At 59.5% G+C, this 16,597-nt stretch carries 16 protein-coding genes and 3 tRNA genes; 11 read left to right on the forward strand and 8 right to left on the reverse strand.

Translation table 11 applies throughout. The features are described 5' to 3' along the window. Positions 1-26: 26 nt before the first annotated feature. From RJQ10_RS04315 to RJQ10_RS04325, 3 genes are all read right to left on the reverse strand, one after another. Positions 27-102 (reverse strand) — tRNA-Gly (locus RJQ10_RS04315). Between the two features lie 121 nt (positions 103-223). Continuing rightward, positions 224-299 (reverse strand) — tRNA-Glu (locus RJQ10_RS04320). An 82-nt stretch (positions 300-381) separates the two neighbouring features. Next, the gene (locus tag RJQ10_RS04325; RefSeq protein ID WP_350143979.1) at positions 382-759 is read right to left on the reverse strand and encodes a PA2817 family protein; all 378 of its coding nucleotides are present in this window, start codon (positions 757-759) and stop codon (positions 382-384) included. 71 nt (positions 760-830) lie between these two features. Here RJQ10_RS04325 and RJQ10_RS04330 point away from each other — a divergent pair, with 71 nt between their 5' ends. The 6 genes from RJQ10_RS04330 (at position 831) to RJQ10_RS04355 (ending at position 4,503) form a co-directional block, all read left to right on the forward strand. Continuing rightward, on the forward strand, positions 831-1,748 hold the full coding sequence (locus tag RJQ10_RS04330; protein ID WP_350143981.1) for an ABC transporter ATP-binding protein: 918 nt from the start codon (positions 831-833) through the stop codon (positions 1,746-1,748). Continuing rightward, a complete protein-coding gene (locus tag RJQ10_RS04335) occupies positions 1,745-2,518 on the forward strand; it encodes an ABC transporter permease (protein ID WP_350143983.1) in 774 nt (257 codons plus the stop codon). Before RJQ10_RS04330 ends, RJQ10_RS04335 begins: the two co-directional genes overlap by 4 nt. Before the next feature lie 9 nt (positions 2,519-2,527). Continuing rightward, complete coding sequence (gene queF / locus RJQ10_RS04340) at positions 2,528-3,343, forward strand: NADPH-dependent 7-cyano-7-deazaguanine reductase QueF (RefSeq protein WP_350143985.1); 816 nt, start codon at positions 2,528-2,530, stop codon at positions 3,341-3,343. A gap of 74 nt (positions 3,344-3,417) precedes the next feature. Further along, a tRNA-Ser gene (locus RJQ10_RS04345) sits at positions 3,418-3,505 on the forward strand. Between the two features lie 324 nt (positions 3,506-3,829). Further along, positions 3,830-4,078, forward strand: coding sequence for a FitA-like ribbon-helix-helix domain-containing protein (locus tag RJQ10_RS04350; protein ID WP_350143987.1), 249 nt, complete (start codon positions 3,830-3,832; stop codon positions 4,076-4,078). After that, on the forward strand, positions 4,075-4,503 hold the full coding sequence (locus RJQ10_RS04355; protein WP_350143989.1) for a type II toxin-antitoxin system VapC family toxin: 429 nt from the start codon (positions 4,075-4,077) through the stop codon (positions 4,501-4,503). Before RJQ10_RS04350 ends, RJQ10_RS04355 begins: the two co-directional genes overlap by 4 nt. Positions 4,504-4,757: 254 nt before the next feature. On the opposite strand, the gene RJQ10_RS04360 is transcribed toward RJQ10_RS04355, so the two are convergent. After that, the gene (locus RJQ10_RS04360) at positions 4,758-5,387 is read right to left on the reverse strand and encodes a hypothetical protein (RefSeq protein WP_350143991.1); all 630 of its coding nucleotides are present in this window, start codon (positions 5,385-5,387) and stop codon (positions 4,758-4,760) included. Positions 5,388-5,830: 443 nt separating this feature from the next. Here RJQ10_RS04360 and RJQ10_RS04365 point away from each other — a divergent pair, with 443 nt between their 5' ends. Continuing rightward, on the forward strand, positions 5,831-7,036 hold the full coding sequence (locus RJQ10_RS04365) for an IS256 family transposase (RefSeq protein ID WP_350143993.1): 1,206 nt from the start codon (positions 5,831-5,833) through the stop codon (positions 7,034-7,036). 23 nt (positions 7,037-7,059) lie between these two features. On the opposite strand, the gene RJQ10_RS04370 is transcribed toward RJQ10_RS04365, so the two are convergent. Both RJQ10_RS04370 and RJQ10_RS04375 read right to left on the reverse strand, forming a co-directional pair. Then, on the reverse strand, positions 7,060-8,238 hold the full coding sequence (locus RJQ10_RS04370) for a hypothetical protein (RefSeq protein ID WP_350143995.1): 1,179 nt from the start codon (positions 8,236-8,238) through the stop codon (positions 7,060-7,062). A gap of 977 nt (positions 8,239-9,215) precedes the next feature. Continuing rightward, a complete protein-coding gene (locus tag RJQ10_RS04375) occupies positions 9,216-9,695 on the reverse strand; it encodes an Lrp/AsnC family transcriptional regulator (protein WP_350143997.1) in 480 nt (159 codons plus the stop codon). Positions 9,696-9,959: 264 nt separating this feature from the next. Between RJQ10_RS04375 and RJQ10_RS04380 the strand changes: the two genes are divergently transcribed. From RJQ10_RS04380 to RJQ10_RS04395, 4 genes are read left to right on the forward strand one after another with little or no spacing between them, the layout of a single operon-like run. After that, the gene (locus tag RJQ10_RS04380) at positions 9,960-11,219 is read left to right on the forward strand and encodes a thiamine pyrophosphate-dependent enzyme (RefSeq protein WP_350143999.1); all 1,260 of its coding nucleotides are present in this window, start codon (positions 9,960-9,962) and stop codon (positions 11,217-11,219) included. Then, on the forward strand, positions 11,216-12,238 hold the full coding sequence (locus RJQ10_RS04385; RefSeq protein ID WP_350144001.1) for an alpha-ketoacid dehydrogenase subunit beta: 1,023 nt from the start codon (positions 11,216-11,218) through the stop codon (positions 12,236-12,238). Before RJQ10_RS04380 ends, RJQ10_RS04385 begins: the two co-directional genes overlap by 4 nt. 9 nt (positions 12,239-12,247) lie before the next feature. After that, positions 12,248-13,477, forward strand: a complete 1,230-nt coding sequence (locus RJQ10_RS04390; RefSeq protein WP_350144003.1) for a dihydrolipoamide acetyltransferase family protein — start codon at positions 12,248-12,250, stop codon at positions 13,475-13,477. Between the two features lie 23 nt (positions 13,478-13,500). After that, on the forward strand, positions 13,501-14,751 hold the full coding sequence (locus tag RJQ10_RS04395) for a valine--pyruvate transaminase (protein WP_350144005.1): 1,251 nt from the start codon (positions 13,501-13,503) through the stop codon (positions 14,749-14,751). A 30-nt stretch (positions 14,752-14,781) separates the two neighbouring features. Here the strand turns inward: RJQ10_RS04395 and modC are convergent, their stop codons facing one another. Then, the gene (modC, locus tag RJQ10_RS04400; protein WP_350144007.1) at positions 14,782-15,921 is read right to left on the reverse strand and encodes a molybdenum ABC transporter ATP-binding protein; all 1,140 of its coding nucleotides are present in this window, start codon (positions 15,919-15,921) and stop codon (positions 14,782-14,784) included. Continuing rightward, on the reverse strand, positions 15,906-16,589 hold the full coding sequence (gene modB / locus RJQ10_RS04405; protein WP_350144009.1) for a molybdate ABC transporter permease subunit: 684 nt from the start codon (positions 16,587-16,589) through the stop codon (positions 15,906-15,908). Before modB ends, modC begins: the two co-directional genes overlap by 16 nt. Between the last annotated feature and the right edge of the window lie 8 nt (positions 16,590-16,597).

The following is a 16,597-nucleotide window of genomic DNA, read 5'->3' on the forward strand; positions in this document are numbered from 1 at the left end:
GGGTTGGATGGGCAGTTGAGACTAGATGGAGCGGGCAACCGGGTTCGAACCGGCGACCTCAACCTTGGCAAGGTTGCGCTCTACCAACTGAGCTATTCCCGCTTTGTAATGCTGTAACGATTCTAGCACTGGTCGCCGGAACCGGCGAGGCTGGGCGCCCCCCCTCAACCTTAACAAGATTGCGCTCTACCAACTGAGCTATTCCCGCAACGACTTGATTGAGTGGCGTCCCCTAGGGGGTTCGAACCCCTGTTACCGCCGTGAAAGGGCAGTGTCCTAGGCCACTAGACGAAGGGGACGCAAAGGTCTCAATCAAGAGGCGCGCATTTTAGGTAGTGAGCCGAAGCGCGTCAATACCCGGCGCCAGTTTTTTAGCCGAAATCAGGTCAGCCGCAGGCGGGCGCTCGCTTGGGCCCGGTAGTCGAAGACCTCGCCGCGTTCCGCAGAGTCCAGGCGCTCCTCGTCGAGCGCCTGGAAGGTGGCGATTTCCTCATCGGTCATCACGTGCAGGCAGTCTCCGCCCAGGAACCAGAGCAGGCTGCGCGGAAAGGTGGGTGCAAACTCGGGGTGGTGACTGAACAGGCGCATGGCCAGGGCGCTGCCGTCGCGATACAGCTCAGCCTCCGGAACGGCCTGGAACTCCTGCGCCAGCAGGCGCAGCGGGTTCTCCTCGTCCATGGCAGCGGTGCGGCGGGCGAGGGTGCCGGCGAAGTCCTGCCACAGTCCGCGGCAGTAGTGCAGGTATTGCGTGTCGTCCATTGTCTCGTTCGCGGCGTCGATAACGGGTACAATAACGGGTTTTTCATCTCCCGTAATTGCAACGAGGCTGCATGATACCAGCACTGACGATCGAAAATCTCTCCAAGGAATACGGTAGCGGCCTGAAGGCACTGAAGGGCATCAGTCTGGAAGTGCAGCAGGGCGACTTTTTTGCCCTTCTCGGGCCCAACGGGGCGGGCAAGTCCACCACTATCGGCATCATCTGCTCCCTGGTGTCCAAGACCAGCGGCCGGGTGGCGGTGTACGGCACGGATATCGACGTCGACTTCGCCGGCGCCAAGAAAAACATCGGCATCGTGCCCCAGGAATTCAATTTCAACATGTTCGAGAAGGCCTTTGACATTGTCGTCAATCAGGCCGGCTACTATGGTATGCCGCGGGAACTGGCGGTGCAGCGCGCCGAGAAGTACCTGCGGGAGCTGGGCCTGTGGGACAAGCGCGATGTACCCTCGCGGATGATGTCCGGCGGCATGAAGCGGCGGCTGATGATTGCCCGCGCCCTGGTGCACCAGCCGCGGCTGCTGATCCTCGACGAACCCACCGCCGGTGTCGATATCGAAATGCGCCGCTCCATGTGGGATTTCCTCAAGAAACTCAATCGCGAAGGGACCACCATTATCCTCACCACTCACTACCTGGAAGAGGCCGAGGCCCTGTGCCGCAATATCGCCATCATCAATCACGGGGAAATTGTCGAACACACCTCCATTCGCGACCTGCTGCGGCGACTGCACCGGGAAGTGTTTATTTTCGATGCGGTCGATGCCTTACCCGAGACGGTGACCGTCGAGGGCTTTGAAGTGCGTCGCGTGGACGACAACACTCTGGAAATCGAGGTCGAGAAAGGCCAGCACATCAATGAGGTGTTCGCGGGACTCAATCAGGCCAACATTCGCATCTGCAGCATGCGCAACCGCGCCAATCGCCTGGAAGAAATGTTTGTGAATCTGGTGGAGGGCGCCGCATGACCCTGCGTGAACAGTACATTGCGCTGATGACCATCCTGCGCAAGGAAATCAAGCGCTACCTGCGGATATGGACCCAGACCCTGCTGCCCTCGGCCATCACCATGTCCCTGTACTTCGTGATCTTCGGCTCGCTGATCGGCTCCCGCATCGGCGACATGGGTGGCTTTACCTACATGCAGTTTGTGGTGCCGGGCCTGATCATGATGGCCATTGTTACCAACTCCTATTCCAATGTGGTGTCGTCTTTCTTCGGTTCCAAGTTCAATCACAGTGTCGAGGAGCTGCTGGTATCGCCGACCCCCAACTACATCATCCTGCTGGGCTATGTCATCGGCGGTGTCACCCGGGGCCTGCTGGTGGCGATTATTGTCACCATCGTGTCGCTGTTCTTTACCCAGCTGCACATGCACAACATTTTTGTGGTGGTGGTAATCGTGTTGATGACCTCGATCCTGTTCGCGCTGGCGGGTTTTATCAACGCCGTCTATGCCAACAACTTTGATGACATCTCCATCATTCCCACCTTTGTGCTGACTCCGCTGATTTACCTGGGTGGCGTGTTCTACTCCATGGATTTGCTGCCCGAGTTCTGGGCCAACGTCTCCAAGCTCAATCCGCTGGTTTATGTGGTCAACGCTTTCCGCTACGGCGTGTTGGGCGTTTCCGATGTCAGCCTGGGCGCGGCCTTCGGCATGATCGGCCTGTTTACCGCCATAGCCTGGTTCTACAGCATGCACCTGCTGAACACCGGCAAGCGCCTGCGGCAGTAGGAGTTGGCCATGGACAGGGAGGACCTGTTGCTGGGCAGGCAGGTGCCGGTGGTAGACCACTACGCCCCCGAGCTACTGTTTCCCATTCCCCGGCGGGAGGCCCGTGACGCCCTCGGCCTGGGCGAGCCGCCGCCCTTCGAGGGGGTCGATATCTGGCACGCCTACGAATTGTCCTGGCTGGACGGCAATGACCGGGCCCAGGTGCGGGTAGGGCGCTTCAGTATCCCCGCCAGTACCCCGAACCTGGTGGAGTCCAAGTCTTTCAAACTCTACCTGAACTCCCTCAACAACCTGGTGTTTGACGATGATACCGCGGCCCTGGCCTGTATCATTCGCGATGTCAGCGCGGCCGCCGGCGGCGAGGTGGCGCTGGCAGTGTTTGACCCTGACGACCCTGCCATCGCCCCCGGGCAGCCCAGCGGCGAGTGCATCGACAGCGCTGCCGGGCGCTGGCCACGGCGCGAACCCGACGCTGCCATGCTGGCATGTGACCCGACCTCGGTGGTCGAGGAGCAGCTCTACAGCCACCTGCTGCGCTCACTCTGCCCGGTAACCGGCCAGCCCGATTGGGCCACGCTGTGGCTGCACTACCGCGGCCCGGCCCTTGATCACGCCGCGCTGCTCAGCTACATCCTGGCCTATCGGGAACACCAGGAATTCCACGAGCAGTGCGTCGAGCGCATCTTCCGCGACATCCAGCAGTGCTGCCAGCCCGAATTCCTGCACCTGCAGGCTTTCTACACCCGCCGCGGCGGCCTGGATATCAACCCGTTTCGCAGCAGCGGCGGCGGACAGCCACCGTGGTTGCGGCTGGCCCGGCAATAGTCCGGAAAATAGTGGCGAAAGTCTCTCCCTGGACTGGTAACAGGCCGCGGTTGTGGTAATATTCGCGCCCTCACGGTGAGGTGGCCGAGTGGTCGAAGGCGCACGCCTGGAAAGTGTGTAACGGGCAACCGTTCGAGAGTTCGAATCTCTCCCTCACCGCCATTAAATATTAGTGATAAATCAGAAAGGTATATACATAACCTCAAGTTAATTGCTAACAAGTGGCAGTATTATTTCCAAAAAAGTCCAACGCACCTTGTGCGCCCACGGCGGTCACGCGTCAGCCATCCAGCACCAAAAACATTCAAGCCCGCTACGTCCAGAGAGAAGTCGCCGCAGCCTTTGCAGGTAATGGCCGGTTGCTCTTCGTGCGTGATCGCGGCAGTCCGGGTCAAGACATAGTATTCCGTCAAGTATTGCCAATGCATTAGTCAATGCATAAAATGCAGTCATTGACTAATCTTCCGGATGTGGAGGGAGGCAGCAATGGCAACCATGACCATTCGCAATATCGACGATCAGCTCAAAGCCCGACTGCGGGTGCAGGCCGCGCAGCACAACCGCTCCATGGAAGACGAGGCCAGGGACATCCTGCGAGCTGCGCTTTTCCTGGAGCCGGCCCGGCCCACCTCGCTGGCGGCCGCAATTCGCGCGCGCTTGGAGCCTCTGGGCTGCATCGATCTGGAGCTGCCTGAACGAGAGCCCATCCGTCCACCGGCGGTATTCGACGTATGATTGTGCTGGACACCAACGTTTTGTCGGAAACCCTGCGCCCTGCGCCAGCCCCAGAGGTCATGGCATGGCTGGCCAGTCAGCGCAGTAGTGCGCTGTTTACAACGACGATCACCCGGGCCGAGCTGCTCTACGGTGTGCAGCTTCTGCCTGATGGCCAGCGCAAAGTCGGTTTTTTATCTGCTATCCAAGGGATCTTCGACCACGATTTGGCCGGGCAGGTGCTCAGCTTCGACAGTGCCGCCGCCGATGTCTTTGCCGGAATTGCAGCCTTCCGCAAACTGGCAGGGCAGCCCATAAGCCAGTTTGACGCCATGATTGCCGCCATTGCCCGGTCGCGCGGCGCCACCCTGGCCACGAGAAATAGCAAAGACTTTAACGATTGCGGTGTTGAGTTGATCAACCCCTGGATTTTTGCAGGTAACTGAGCCAGCGCCGGACAAGCGCGGATTGGCGTCATGCCTAGCTTGCCAAGCAATATCTGCAATTTCGTTATCCGGGCGGCGTCCTTGCCTCCAGGATCAGCCAGGTACTCGGCAGACAGCTTTGCAGGGATGACGGCGCCCGGCCACAGTCAGCAGCCGTTAGAACCCCATAGGGCAGCGTTTGACAATGACCTGCAAGCTCACGCTCGCCCTCGGTGAAGGTGTCATTTCGCATGACCCAGACTGCACCCTCCATGCTAGAGTGTGGGAAGGGCCCCCATGATTTTCCTCACTGCAAGATCTATAGCCTCAACTAGAGGCGGCGCTTCAGACACAGTCGTTGCACTTCCACGTATACCATCGGCGCTGGCGGTCCAGACGACGTCATTTGTGCGAGTGTCGATGATGGTGGCATGAATTGTAATTCGTGTTTGAGCTTTGTTTATGGCGTACGCACCGTCTTGTTGGTAGGCGTTTGATAACTCGCTCATAAGAATGGCGTCGATCCCTTCGTCTGCCAGAGCTTTAAGAAAGTTTTGGTTTGCAATGCCGCTGGTGATGTAGTCCTCAATAAAGTCTGCGTAGTCATCTACCAGACCTTTCTCATTCAAAATATTGCTGAACTTATTCGCAGAAACAAGCATGACGTTGGGGTTTTTCTGCATGATTGCTTGGTTTACTGTCCTGCCTATTTTCTGACTTTCCGAGGGCGCGAGCCTCGCATTACGAATTCTTGGCACCGCGAGACTCAGAATCGAGCCCTGTTGGTATGACGGCTCATTATGAGAATTTATCGTTCCTTTATTTACGGCACAACCAGCGATGGCAATTGTTCCCGCAAGAACGATATACGTCAAGAAACCTGAAAATTTTGCTTTTCCCTTCACACTATCACCCCTTCATCACACTATTGCTGGAACATTATCGTCTGTCTAGAACATCGCTGATAACGTATTCCGTCCCGGAAATCATCACTATCAACATAGCATTCCTTCGGGGGCCATTGTCCGCTAGAGCAGCAAGTCCACTGTAATTTCCGTTTAGATCTGAGCAGCGTTCGATTTCCACGTTAATGCGGTAGAGATTTTTTCCAGGATTGATAAGGCTTACCTGGCCGGTATAAGTACAGCCATCCCCGGACCTCCCGGAAATGGCACCCTTGCTGCTAATAGAAAAAGTATCCACTCCTCGCGTATTGCCAAGATAGTTGCCGGAGATTGCGGTAGTGTCCCCATGAGTGGTGTAAATCTTGACGGTGGGGTGGCGGCCACCGTGGGTCTCCGTAAACTGGAGGTTGCGAAACCTTCACCAATCACGGAGAGACACCACGATGACCGAGGACAGGATGGCATTGATTGAGCTGGCTGAAAAGCATGCGGACGGTGATTTACTGAGGGAGCTGGGCGAACTGGTCCTGCAGCGACTGATGGATGCAGAGGCGGAGCAGCATTGCGGTGCCGGCCGACATGAGCGTAGCGATGACCGTATCAATCAGCGCAATGGATACCGCGAACGCACACTGGAGACGCGATTGGGAACGATGGACCTCCGGATTCCCAAGCTGCGCACGGGCAGTTATCTGCCGAGCTTCCTGGAGCCGCGCAAGGCCTCTGAGCAGGCTCTGGTTGCTGTTGTGCAGGAGGCGTACGTGAAGGGCATATCGACCCGCAAGGTCGATGACCTGGTGCAGGCAATGGGCATGAACGGCATCTCCAAGAGCCAGGTATCGCGGCTATGCGAGGAGCTGGATGAACGTGTCGAGGCCTTCCTGAATCGTCCGCTGGATGGCCCATGGGCCTATGTCTGGCTGGACGCGACCTACCTAAAATCGCGCGAGCGTGGCGCTGTCAGCAGCCAGGCGGTGGTCGTTGCCGTTGGCGTCAGCAGCGAAGGTCGCCGGGAAACCTTGGGCATGGCTGTGGGTCCGGCCGAGACTGAAGCCTTCTGGACCGAGTTCCTGCGCAGCCTGGTGCGCCGTGGCCTGTCAGGCGTGCGACTGGTGGTCTCAGATGCCCACGAGGGCCTGAAGCAGGCGATTGCCAAAGTCATAGGAGCTACCTGGCAACGCTGCCGTGTGCACTTCATGCGCAATGCGCTGGCCCATGTCCCGCGCAAGCAGCACTCCATGGTGGCCGCCGTGATCCGCACGGCCTTCGTGCAGGAGAACCAGCAGGAGGCACGCCAGCAGTGGCGAGAAACCGCTGACAAGCTGCGAGAGCGCTTCGCCAAGGTGGCGGAGCTCATGGACAGCGCCGAGGACGACGTGCTTGCCTTCATGAGCTTCCCGAAAGAGCACTGGCCTCAGCTGGCGTCGACGAATTCCCTGGAGCGATTGAACAAGGAAATCAAACGCCGCTCGCGGGTGGTCGGTATCTTCCCGAACAACGCGGCCATCATGCGGCTCGTCGGAACGCTACTCGCTGAGCAAACGGATGAATGGCAGGTGACGCGCCGCTACATGAGCCAAGAGACGTTGGCGCGCGTGCTGAGTACCGAGGACCAGGCAAATCTACTGGACCGACCTGAGGCTGCCTGACATGAAAAATCTGGAGACCGGAATTACACCACTTGACGGGACACTACCGAGATTGCTGCGAAGCTTGAGGATCGATTGTATTCACTCATCGCAGAGAAATTAAACTGAGCGCGATCGGTATTGAAATGGCTTGATCCATAAAATGTTGAATTTTGCACCACCGTACCGCTTGCGTTTCCTGACGCGAAAGTGAGGCCAGTGTCGGTGAAATAGAATCCAGGGGGAGCATAGGTCAGTAGAGAGGCTTTAAACTTGTCATTGTTTACCGTCATTGTGCCAATTAGCTGCTGCCCATCTGTGCCCACCATGCGAATTTCTCCGTCGGCGGTGACTAAAGCCACAGCCTCCTCATAAGCACCATCAAGACGCACCTCACCCAGCCAGATTCCCTCAGGGCTCTGATGCATTCCCGGTAAATGTTTAGTGCCTGAAAACTGAGCCCGTCCCTCACATCTTTCACCAAAGGTCGGCGCTAACAACGAGAAGCTATAAGATCCGCTCCAAGCGCTCCCGCTTACATCACCTTCCAGGCGATAACTGAGATCTACAACCGTGTCCAGTAGAGACGAATAAGCCTTAACATTCTTTGTAGCCGTAAAGCGACCGGCTGGAGACACTGGGCCAGAAAAAACAGACTCATAGAGCGGAGTCAATCCCGGAGTTTTTAAACTTATAACTGGTGCCAGTGTGATTTTTCCGGCCGCCGTTGCAACGTAAAACGTGGCGTGGCTCGTGGCCACCGTATTTTGACTCCCATCTGAGCACGTTAGGCGCATTGAGGATGTATCTAAATTATATCGACCGTCAGCAGTCTGGCGGTTGGTCCTGCTAAAGATGGGTTCAAGATAGAATACATCTTCCGGGCGTGACAGGAACGCCTCGAGATCAGTGCCCGCAACTCCCGAAGTGAAAAGACGGCAGGATTCCCTCTTCCCGCCACAAAAGCTTCTGTGCTTCTTCAGCCACTCCTGAAATTCATAGCCCGGATTAGGAACAGCGTAAAAGGTTTCGTCGAAATCGAGATCATCGACATTTATCTGACATCTTTGTCCTTCCGTACATACATATGCACCCGAACCAGATCTAACTTGTCCGCCCTCGGGGATCGTCAACTCAATTTTGCAGCCCGAAAGACCTGCGGAGAATACTCCGACCAGCAGAAGCGCGAAAAACGATCGAAACATACTGGCATTTTTTCTCATTATTAGTTCCCAATGAATTCCGGCATACTGTGTATATCGTCCTGTGGCGATGACTCCGGTACCAAGCAGCCAGCACAGTCGCAACAATCCGGGGCAGTCGCGACGGAGCCAGCGGTAGCGGAGCAGCCCAACGTCACAACGGAAGTCACAAACGGTTTCAGTTACGAATGTCCTGACGACACTCTGACCATAGTCGATATCTGTGTTGGCATGCCTCCGGATCAGGTCAAGGCAATGCTGTTGAACCGCGATCCCGAAGTGCAGATCAGCGAGCGTCTTGCCAGCTTCAGCTACTCCGATGGTGCCGAGCAACTGCGCACCGAACCGTACCTCGAACGGGTGCGGGCAGAGACGGCTTCTGATGAGTACTACGAGTTCCACTTCACCGCCCCGCCGGGCGAGGGCAAGCTGGTATACATGAGTCGTACGCTTGGTAGTGAAGCAAATCTGCCCCCGATCGACAGGTTTATGGCGGCGCTGGAGGACAATTATGGCGAGCCCAGCTTTCGTCATCGCGGCCAGGCGGGCTCGCTGGTTGGCACGCTGCGCTGGGACTTCCCGGAGGGCCGGGTAAGCTGCAGCGAAAAGCCACAGAAAGATTCCGGCCTGGTGCTTGAAATGACCGGTAGGGTGGGTTTCAGCCAGCTCGACCACCAGATCCAGAAAGTCCGCGAGCGAGGCGTAGCGGATCCGGCGGACTGCGCTGCCTGGCTACAGGTTTACATCCAGACATTCAACGAAACTGATCCGGTTCGATCCGTCGACATGAAGCTCACGGACTTCGCGCTTGGCGTAGCAGAGGCAAGGGAAACGATCGTTGGCTTGATCAGAAAGAGGCAGAGGCTCGGGCAGCCAGGCTGGAGAACGCCCAGGTTCCCGACCTATAGCCACGGGATGACCGGACCGGCGCTTGGATTACCCACCAATACCTGCTGCGATCTCCCGCCGAACTTTCACGGTGAGCTTGCAACGCGTGATCAGGTGGTCATTTCACCGACGTTCAGCGGCAGCTCTGTGGTGATCTTGATGCGCGACAGGGCGGCGTTGGAGTGGATCTCCTGCACTGTCGGCATCTGCGACAGCTTTTTCCGGAACAGGGCCTCGTAGGTATCGATATCCCGGGTGACGATTTTCAGCAGGAAATCGTAGTCTCCCATCACCGTGTGGCACTCCAGCACCTCGGGGATTTCATCAATCTGTTCCTCGAACTCCGGCAGGGATTTCTTGCCGTGCGCGGAGAGCTTGATGCGCGCAAATACGGTCACGTTGAGGCCGAGCATTCGCTGGTCCAGCAGCGCGACCCGGCGCCGGATGACACCTGCTTCTTCCAGCCGTTTGATCCGGCGCCAGCAGGGCGGTTGCGACAGATTTACCCGCTCGGCGATTTCTGATGCGGACATGCTGGCGTCGCGTTGCAGCAGGGCCAGGATTTTCCGGTCGGTTCTATCCAGTTGCATGCGGCTGCTCTCAAGAATACCTAACAAACAATTATATCCACAAACTAATATAAAAATAGATTCTTACGGGTATAAAACATACCAATACCGGGTTTTCGCCGGACCGCTTGGCATAACTTCTACTGCTGTCCTGGTCTACAGTATCGGTATGCGCCAGTTCGGGTGACCCCCGAGCGGCAAGGTGGCAGGGCCCCCAAGAGGGAGCACTGCGAGTAGAGCGATCCCGGCTGCCAGAAGCGGCGGGGCGACGGTGGGAACAGGATCATGACGAATTCGGTTGATGGCGCCGCAGTGCCGGCGTACGCGAGCAAGCTGCATATCCCCCGGGCATCATCACGCCCGGGGGAAACTTCCGACTTTCAATCCCTGGCGATTCCCCCCGCCGGATCGCTGCGGCAACCGCCGCTGGATGTCTCGCCACAGGATACCGCCGACCTCGCCCACGGCCTGGTGCGGGTCCTCGACGATGAGGGCCGGGCGGTCGGCGCCTGGGCGCCAGAGTTGACGCCCCGGCAGTTACGCGCCGGGCTACACCATATGCTGCATGTGCGGGCCTACGATGAACGCATGTTCCGTATGCAGCGCCAGGGCAAGCTGTCCTTCTACATGAAGTGCACCGGCGAGGAGGCGGTTGCGGTGGCCCAGGCCATGGCGCTGGAAGACGGCGATATGCTGTTTCCCACCTACCGCCAGCAGGGCCTGTTGTTCGTGCGCGGTCGCCCGTTGGTGGACATGATGTGTCACTGCATATCCAATGCCGGTGACAATCTGAAGGGGCGCCAGATGCCGGTGTTCTATAGCTGGAAGCAGGGCAACTTCTTCAGCATCTCCGGCAACCTCGCCACCCAGTACAGCCAGGCGGTCGGTTGGGCCATGGCCTCGGCCTACAAGGGCGAGGACCATATCGCCGCGGCCTGGGTGGGCGACGGCAGCACGGCAGAGGCGGATGTGCACAACGCCATGCTGTTTGCCGCGACCTACAGGGCGCCGGTACTGCTCAATGTGGTCAACAATCAGTGGGCCATTTCCACCCCACAGAGCTTTGCCTCGACCGGCACCACCTTTGCCGCCCGGGGGCTGGGGTTCAACATTCCCAGCCTGCGGGTGGATGGCAATGATTTTCTCGCCGTCTACGCGGTCACCCGGTGGGCCGCGGCCCGGGCTCGTGAAGGTTATGGCCCGACCTTTGTCGAACTGTTCACCTATCGCGTAGAGGGGCACTCCACCAGCGATAACCCCGAGGGCTACCGGTCCAGGGATGAGGCGGCGGCCTGGCCGCTGGGCGACCCCGTCGAGCGGCTCAAGCAGCATCTGGTCAATCTGGGTGAATGGAGCGATGAGCAGCACACGGCACTGGCAGCGGAGCTGAAGGCTTCGGTGGCCAGTGACTGGAAGCGGGCCATTGCGCTTGGCACTCTGGAGGATGGCCCGCATTGGCCGGTGGAATCCATGTTCGAGGATGTGTTCAAGGAAATTCCCGAGCACCTGCGGCGCCAGCAGGAGAAAGTGAGGGCGAAGTCATGACCGCCATGAGCATGGTCCAGGCCATCAATTCCGCCCTCGATTGCACCATGGGGCGCGATCCCAATGTGCTGGTGATGGGGCAGGACGTTGGCTATTTCGGCGGCGTATTCCGCTGCACCGAGGGTCTGTACCAGAAATACGGAGCACAGCGCGCGCTGGACACGCCGATCGCCGAGGGCGGTATTGTCGCGGCGGCTATCGGCATGGGGGTTAACGGTTTGCGCCCGGTGGTGGAAATGCAGTTTGCGGACTATATCTATCCCGCCATCGACCAGATCATTTCGGAGCTGGCCCGGCTGCGCCATCGCAGCGGCGGCGAGTTCTGGGCGCCTGTGGTGGTGCGCGCTCCCAGCGGTGGCGGTATTCGCGGCGGACAAACCCACTCGCAGAGTCCGGAGGGGATATTCACCCACGTCTGCGGCCTGAAAACCGTGATGCCCTCCAATCCCTATGACGCCAAGGGTCTGTTGATCAGCGCCATTGAAGACGATGACCCGGTGATATTTTTCGAGCCCAAGCGAATCTACAACGGGCCCTTCTATGGCCACAATGCCGGTGGTGGCAGGGCCAGGACCTGGGCGGAGCATCCGGCGGGCGAGGTGCCCGAGGGGCACTATTCAATTCCTTTGGGCAAGGCCAATGTGCTGCGACAGGGCACCGAGGTTACCGTGCTGTCCTACGGCACCATGGTGCATGTGGCTGAAGCGGCGATCGAGCACAGCGGGGTTGACGCCGAGTTGATTGATCTGCGAACCCTGCTGCCGCTGGATATCGACACGGTCGCCGAGTCGGTGAAGAAGACCGGACGCTGCGTGGTGATCCACGAGGCGACTCGCACCAGCGGCTTTGGTGCCGAGCTTGTTGCCGAGGTGCAGGAAGAGTGCTTCTGGCACCTGAAGGCGCCGATAGAGCGCGTGACCGGGTGGGATACCCCGTATCCCCACGCCTTCGAGTGGGAATACTTCCCCAGTCACGAGCGGATCAGCGATGCGCTGCGGCGCGCCGCGGCCTGCGATTGAGGATTGGCTATGGAAACCTATTCGTTCAAACTCCCGGATCTTGGCGAGGGCATTGTGGAATCCGAGGTCACCACGTGGCGCGTGAGCGTCGGCGACCTGGTGGAGGAGGACCAGGCACTGGCGGACGTGCAGACGGACAAGGCCATTGTCGAAGTGACTTCGCCGGTGGCCGGTACCATTGCGGCGCTGGGGTGCAAGGCAGGGGAGATGTTGGCCGTCGGGGCCGAACTGGTGCGCTTCGATGTAGAGGACAGGGAAGGCGCAGATTCAGCTGATACCGGCAAAGAGACCACCGGTACACCAGAGACTGTTTCCAGTTCTCGGGTTCCGCCCCCTGAGAGTCAGGCGGTCCGGCGCTCGACCAGCGACCGGGTATTTCAGCAGGTGCTGGCCTCTCCGTCGCTGCGCAAACGCGCCCGTGAAGCGGGCATCAATCTGGCGGAGGTGCCGGGCAGCGGTCCGCGGGGGCGCATCAGCCACCGGGATTTCGAAGCATTCCTGGCCGCCGGAGGTGAACTGGCGGTGCGGGGCGGGGCGCCGGGGCAGGGCAGCACGGAGGTCAAGCTCAGCGGCATGCGCCGGGTAATCGCGCGCAAGATGCTCGAGTCAAAGCGCAATATCCCCCACTACTCCTATATCGAGGAGGTGGATGTGACCGAACTCGAGGCCCTGCGCGTGCACCTGAACGCCAATCGGGAAGACAGTCAGCCCAAGCTGACACTGCTACCGTTCCTGATGCTGGCGCTGGTCAGGGTATTGCCGTCCTTTCCGCACTGCAATGCCCGCTTCGATGCTGATACAGAGACGCTGGCTCAGTACGCTGCGGTGCATGTTGGTGTCGCCACCATGACGGAGGCCGGGCTGATGGTCCCTGTCGTCAGGCACTGTGAAGGCCTCGACCTGTGGCAGGCTGCGACAGAGCTTGGGCGCCTGTCCAGGCTGGCCCGGGAGGGCAGGGCAGCACCGGGGGAACTCTCGGGTTCAACCATCACCATCACCAGTCTTGGTGCGATCGGGGGTATTGCCACCACTCCGGTCATCAACGCGCCCGAGACCAGTATCATCGGTATCAACAAGATGCAGGAACGGCCGGTTATCCGCAGCGGCCAGGTGGTAGCCCGTACCATGATGAATGTGTCCGCGTCGTTCGACCACCGCATCGTGGACGGTTATGACGGAGCCCGCCTGGTGCAGGCACTCAAAGGCAAGTTGGAGAATCCTGGCGCGATCTTCGTGTGAATGCCAGCTTAGGGAGAACAGGCATGCAGTTATCGGCTTTTGGCGAGAAGTTCGCAGGGCAATCAGGCATTGTCGAACTGATGACGGATCTCGGTGAGGCCCTGAACGAGAATCCCGAGATGATTTTCATGGGCGGCGGCAACCCCGGTCGGCTGCCGGAAGTCGAGGCCATTTTCCAGCAGCGGCTGGAGCAGATCATGTCTGACCCGGCCCGGCGCCACAGCCTGTTTGGTATTTACCAGTCCCCCCAGGGGGATCGCGGGTTTCGCCAGCAGGTGGCGGCGTTCCTGAACAGGCAATTCGGCTGGGACCTGGGCGAGCAGAATATCGCCGTCAGCAATGGCAGCCAGTCGGCGTTCTTTGTGCTCTACAATCTGTTTGCCGGCACCATGCCCGACGGCAGTCATCGGCGCATCCACCTGCCCCTGGCCCCGGAATATATCGGTTATGCCGACATTGGCCTTAGCGAAGATTTTTTCAGCGCTACCCGGCCGGCGATCGAACTCCTGGACGACCATTTGTTCAAGTATCACGTCGACTTTTCCCGGTTGAAGCCGGAAGACGATGTCGGTGCGCTGTGTGTATCGAGGCCAACCAACCCGACCGGCAATGTGTTGACGGACGGCGAGATTGCGCACCTGGACGAGATCGCGGCGGCGCAAGGTATTCCCCTGATCATTGACGGCGCCTATGGCCTGCCGTTTCCGAATATCCTGTTCGAGGCGGCCCAGCCGCACTGGAATAACAACACGATCCTGGCGCTGAGCCTGTCCAAGCTGGGACTGCCCGGCGTGCGCACCGGGATTATCGTGGCGCGCGAAGAGATCATCCAGGCTTATACCAATGCCAATACCATCGTCAGCCTCGCCTGTGGCACGCTGGGCCCGGCCTTGGCAAAAGCCCTGTTTGAGACTGGCGAGATCCTGTCGCTCACCCGGGACTACGTCACGCCGTTTTATCGCCAGCGCTCGGCGCAGACGGTACAGTGGTTCCGCAGTGCGCTGGCGGGGCTGCCCTACCGTATCCACAAGCCGGAAGGTGCAATATTCCTCTGGCTCTGGTTCGAGGGGCTGCCGATTTCCAGCCAGGAACTGTATCAGCGGCTCAAGCAGCGGGGCGTTCTGGTTGTGCCGGGTCACAACTTCTTTGTCGGCATCGACGAATGGGCACACAAGCATGAGTGCCTGCGAGTGTCCTATGCACAGGACGCAGAAGCGGTGAAGCGAGGCGTGGAGCTGATCGCCCGTGAAGTGCGGCTGGCTTATGAAGCCTGACAGCATTCACCTCAACGGCTGCGCAGCCAGCTAGCGCACAATGGCCACGGACTTGATTTGCGCCCAGAGCTGCTTTCCCGGCAGGAGCTGTAAATGATCGATGGACCGGTAGGTGATGCGGGCAATCACATGGTTGCTGCCGGCGCGTAAACGCACCAGCGCCATGGCGTCATCCCTGTCCGGGGCGATGTCCTCGACGGTCACGGGGAGCCGGTTGAGAATGCTGGAGTCCTCGTGGCAGGCCAGGGCCAGGCTGACATCGCGGGCCAGTATTCGTACCCTGACCTGCTGGCCCAGCGCTTCGCCGGCGTCCCGCACCCACAGCTCGCTACCCTGGCAGACCAGCCGGGCCAGATGCCACTGTTCATTGCGTTCCACCACTTCGCCCTGCCAGACCACGCCGAACTCGTTGCCACTGGGCCAGGGTAAATCGATGCGGGAAAAGAGCTCGGCAGCGGCACCCTGGGCGATGGCCCGACCCTGCTCCAGCAGCACCACCTGGTCGGCGAGGCGCGCCACTTCGTCCAGGGAGTGGCTGACGTAGAGGATTGGCATATCAAAGGTGGATTTCAGTTTTTCCAGATAGGGGAGAATTTCCTGTTTTCTGGCGAAATCGAGCGAAGCCAACGGCTCGTCCATCAGCAACAGGCGGGGTTGAATCAACAGGGCCCTGGCGATAGAAACCCGCTGTCGCTCGCCGCCGGACAGTTGGGCGGGATGGCGGTGCAGGATTCCCTCGATACCCATCAGCGCGATCACCTGGTCATACAAACTCTTCGAGCATGCAGCGCGGCAGCGAGCGGTGGCGTAATCCAGGTTCCCTTGCGCCGTCAGGTGGGGAAACAGGCTGGACTCCTGGAAGACGTAACCCAGCGGCCGTCTGTGGGTCGGCAAAAACAGCCCCTTGTCCTGCCAGGTTTCGCCATTGACCGTCAGGCGGCCCTGTTCGGGGCGTTCCAAGCCGGCGACGCAGCGCAGCAGCGTGGTCTTGCCGGAACCCGAGTGGCCGAAAATGGCCGTGATGCCCTTGCCCGGCAGGGTCAGGTCAACGTCCAGCGTAAAAGTGGAGGAGTGCGCGCCGGGGTGGCGCAGCCGGAATTGCGCCTGCAGGTCACTCGCGCCCCCGTTCACCGGACAACCCGCCGTGGTGCTCACTAGCGCAAACCCCATGCTGGGTATTTGCGCTGAAACCCGTAGAGCCCGAGTAGCACGAAAAATGAAAAGGCCAGCATGCCGCCGGCGAGTACGTGGGCCTGGGCATACTCCAGGGCCTCCACATGGTCATAGATCTGCACCGACACAACCCGGGTTTCTCCCGGAATGTTGCCCCCGATCATCAACACCACGCCGAACTCGCCGACGGTGTGGGCAAAGCCCAGCACGGCGGCGGTGACAAAGCCCGGTCTCGCCAGCGGCAACACCACGGTGAAAAAGCGATCCCAGGGACCGGCGCGCAGCGTTGCCGCTACCTCCAGTGGTCGCTGGCCCAGCGCTTCCATCGCGTTTTGAATCGGCTGCACCACGAACGGCAGCGAATAGAACAGGGATCCCACCACCAGGCCCCAGAAGGTAAAGGGCAGTGTCCCGAGGCCCAGGCTCTGGGTCAGCTCGCCGACGAAGCCGTTGGGCCCCATCGCAACCAACAGATAAAACCCGAGCACGGTCGGCGGCAGTACCAGTGGCAGCGCAACGACCGCGCCCACAGGGCCTTTCCACCAGGAGCGTGTGCGCGCCAGCCACCAGGCGATGGGTGTGCCGATAAGCAACAGCAGTATCGTCACGGTGGTCGCCAGTTTGAGCGTCAGCCAGATAGCCGCAAGGTCTGCTTCGGAGATCATGTTCGCGC

Source organism: Haliea sp. (assembly GCF_040222615.1).
GTDB lineage: Bacteria > Pseudomonadota > Gammaproteobacteria > Pseudomonadales > Halieaceae > Haliea.

Bases quoted from the DNA above. Each gene is read 5' to 3' on its own strand.
- RJQ10_RS04375 (WP_350143997.1), bottom strand. From the start codon at position 9,695: ATGCAACTGGATAGAACCGACCGGAAAATCCTGGCCCTGCTGCAACGC.
- modC (WP_350144007.1), bottom strand. From the start codon at position 15,921: ATGGGGTTTGCGCTAGTGAGCACCACGGCGGGTTGTCCGGTGAACGGG.
- RJQ10_RS04385 (WP_350144001.1), top strand. From the start codon at position 11,216: ATGACCGCCATGAGCATGGTCCAGGCCATCAATTCCGCCCTCGATTGC.
- modB (WP_350144009.1), bottom strand. From the start codon at position 16,589: ATGATCTCCGAAGCAGACCTTGCGGCTATCTGGCTGACGCTCAAACTG.
- RJQ10_RS04355 (WP_350143989.1), top strand. From the start codon at position 4,075: ATGATTGTGCTGGACACCAACGTTTTGTCGGAAACCCTGCGCCCTGCG.
- RJQ10_RS04350 (WP_350143987.1), top strand. From the start codon at position 3,830: ATGGCAACCATGACCATTCGCAATATCGACGATCAGCTCAAAGCCCGA.
- RJQ10_RS04365 (WP_350143993.1), top strand. From the start codon at position 5,831: ATGACCGAGGACAGGATGGCATTGATTGAGCTGGCTGAAAAGCATGCG.
- RJQ10_RS04380 (WP_350143999.1), top strand. From the start codon at position 9,960: ATGACGAATTCGGTTGATGGCGCCGCAGTGCCGGCGTACGCGAGCAAG.
- RJQ10_RS04330 (WP_350143981.1), top strand. From the start codon at position 831: ATGATACCAGCACTGACGATCGAAAATCTCTCCAAGGAATACGGTAGC.
- RJQ10_RS04390 (WP_350144003.1), top strand. From the start codon at position 12,248: ATGGAAACCTATTCGTTCAAACTCCCGGATCTTGGCGAGGGCATTGTG.
- RJQ10_RS04335 (WP_350143983.1), top strand. From the start codon at position 1,745: ATGACCCTGCGTGAACAGTACATTGCGCTGATGACCATCCTGCGCAAG.
- RJQ10_RS04325 (WP_350143979.1), bottom strand. From the start codon at position 759: ATGGACGACACGCAATACCTGCACTACTGCCGCGGACTGTGGCAGGAC.
- RJQ10_RS04370 (WP_350143995.1), bottom strand. From the start codon at position 8,238: ATGAGAAAAAATGCCAGTATGTTTCGATCGTTTTTCGCGCTTCTGCTG.
- queF (WP_350143985.1), top strand. From the start codon at position 2,528: ATGGACAGGGAGGACCTGTTGCTGGGCAGGCAGGTGCCGGTGGTAGAC.
- RJQ10_RS04395 (WP_350144005.1), top strand. From the start codon at position 13,501: ATGCAGTTATCGGCTTTTGGCGAGAAGTTCGCAGGGCAATCAGGCATT.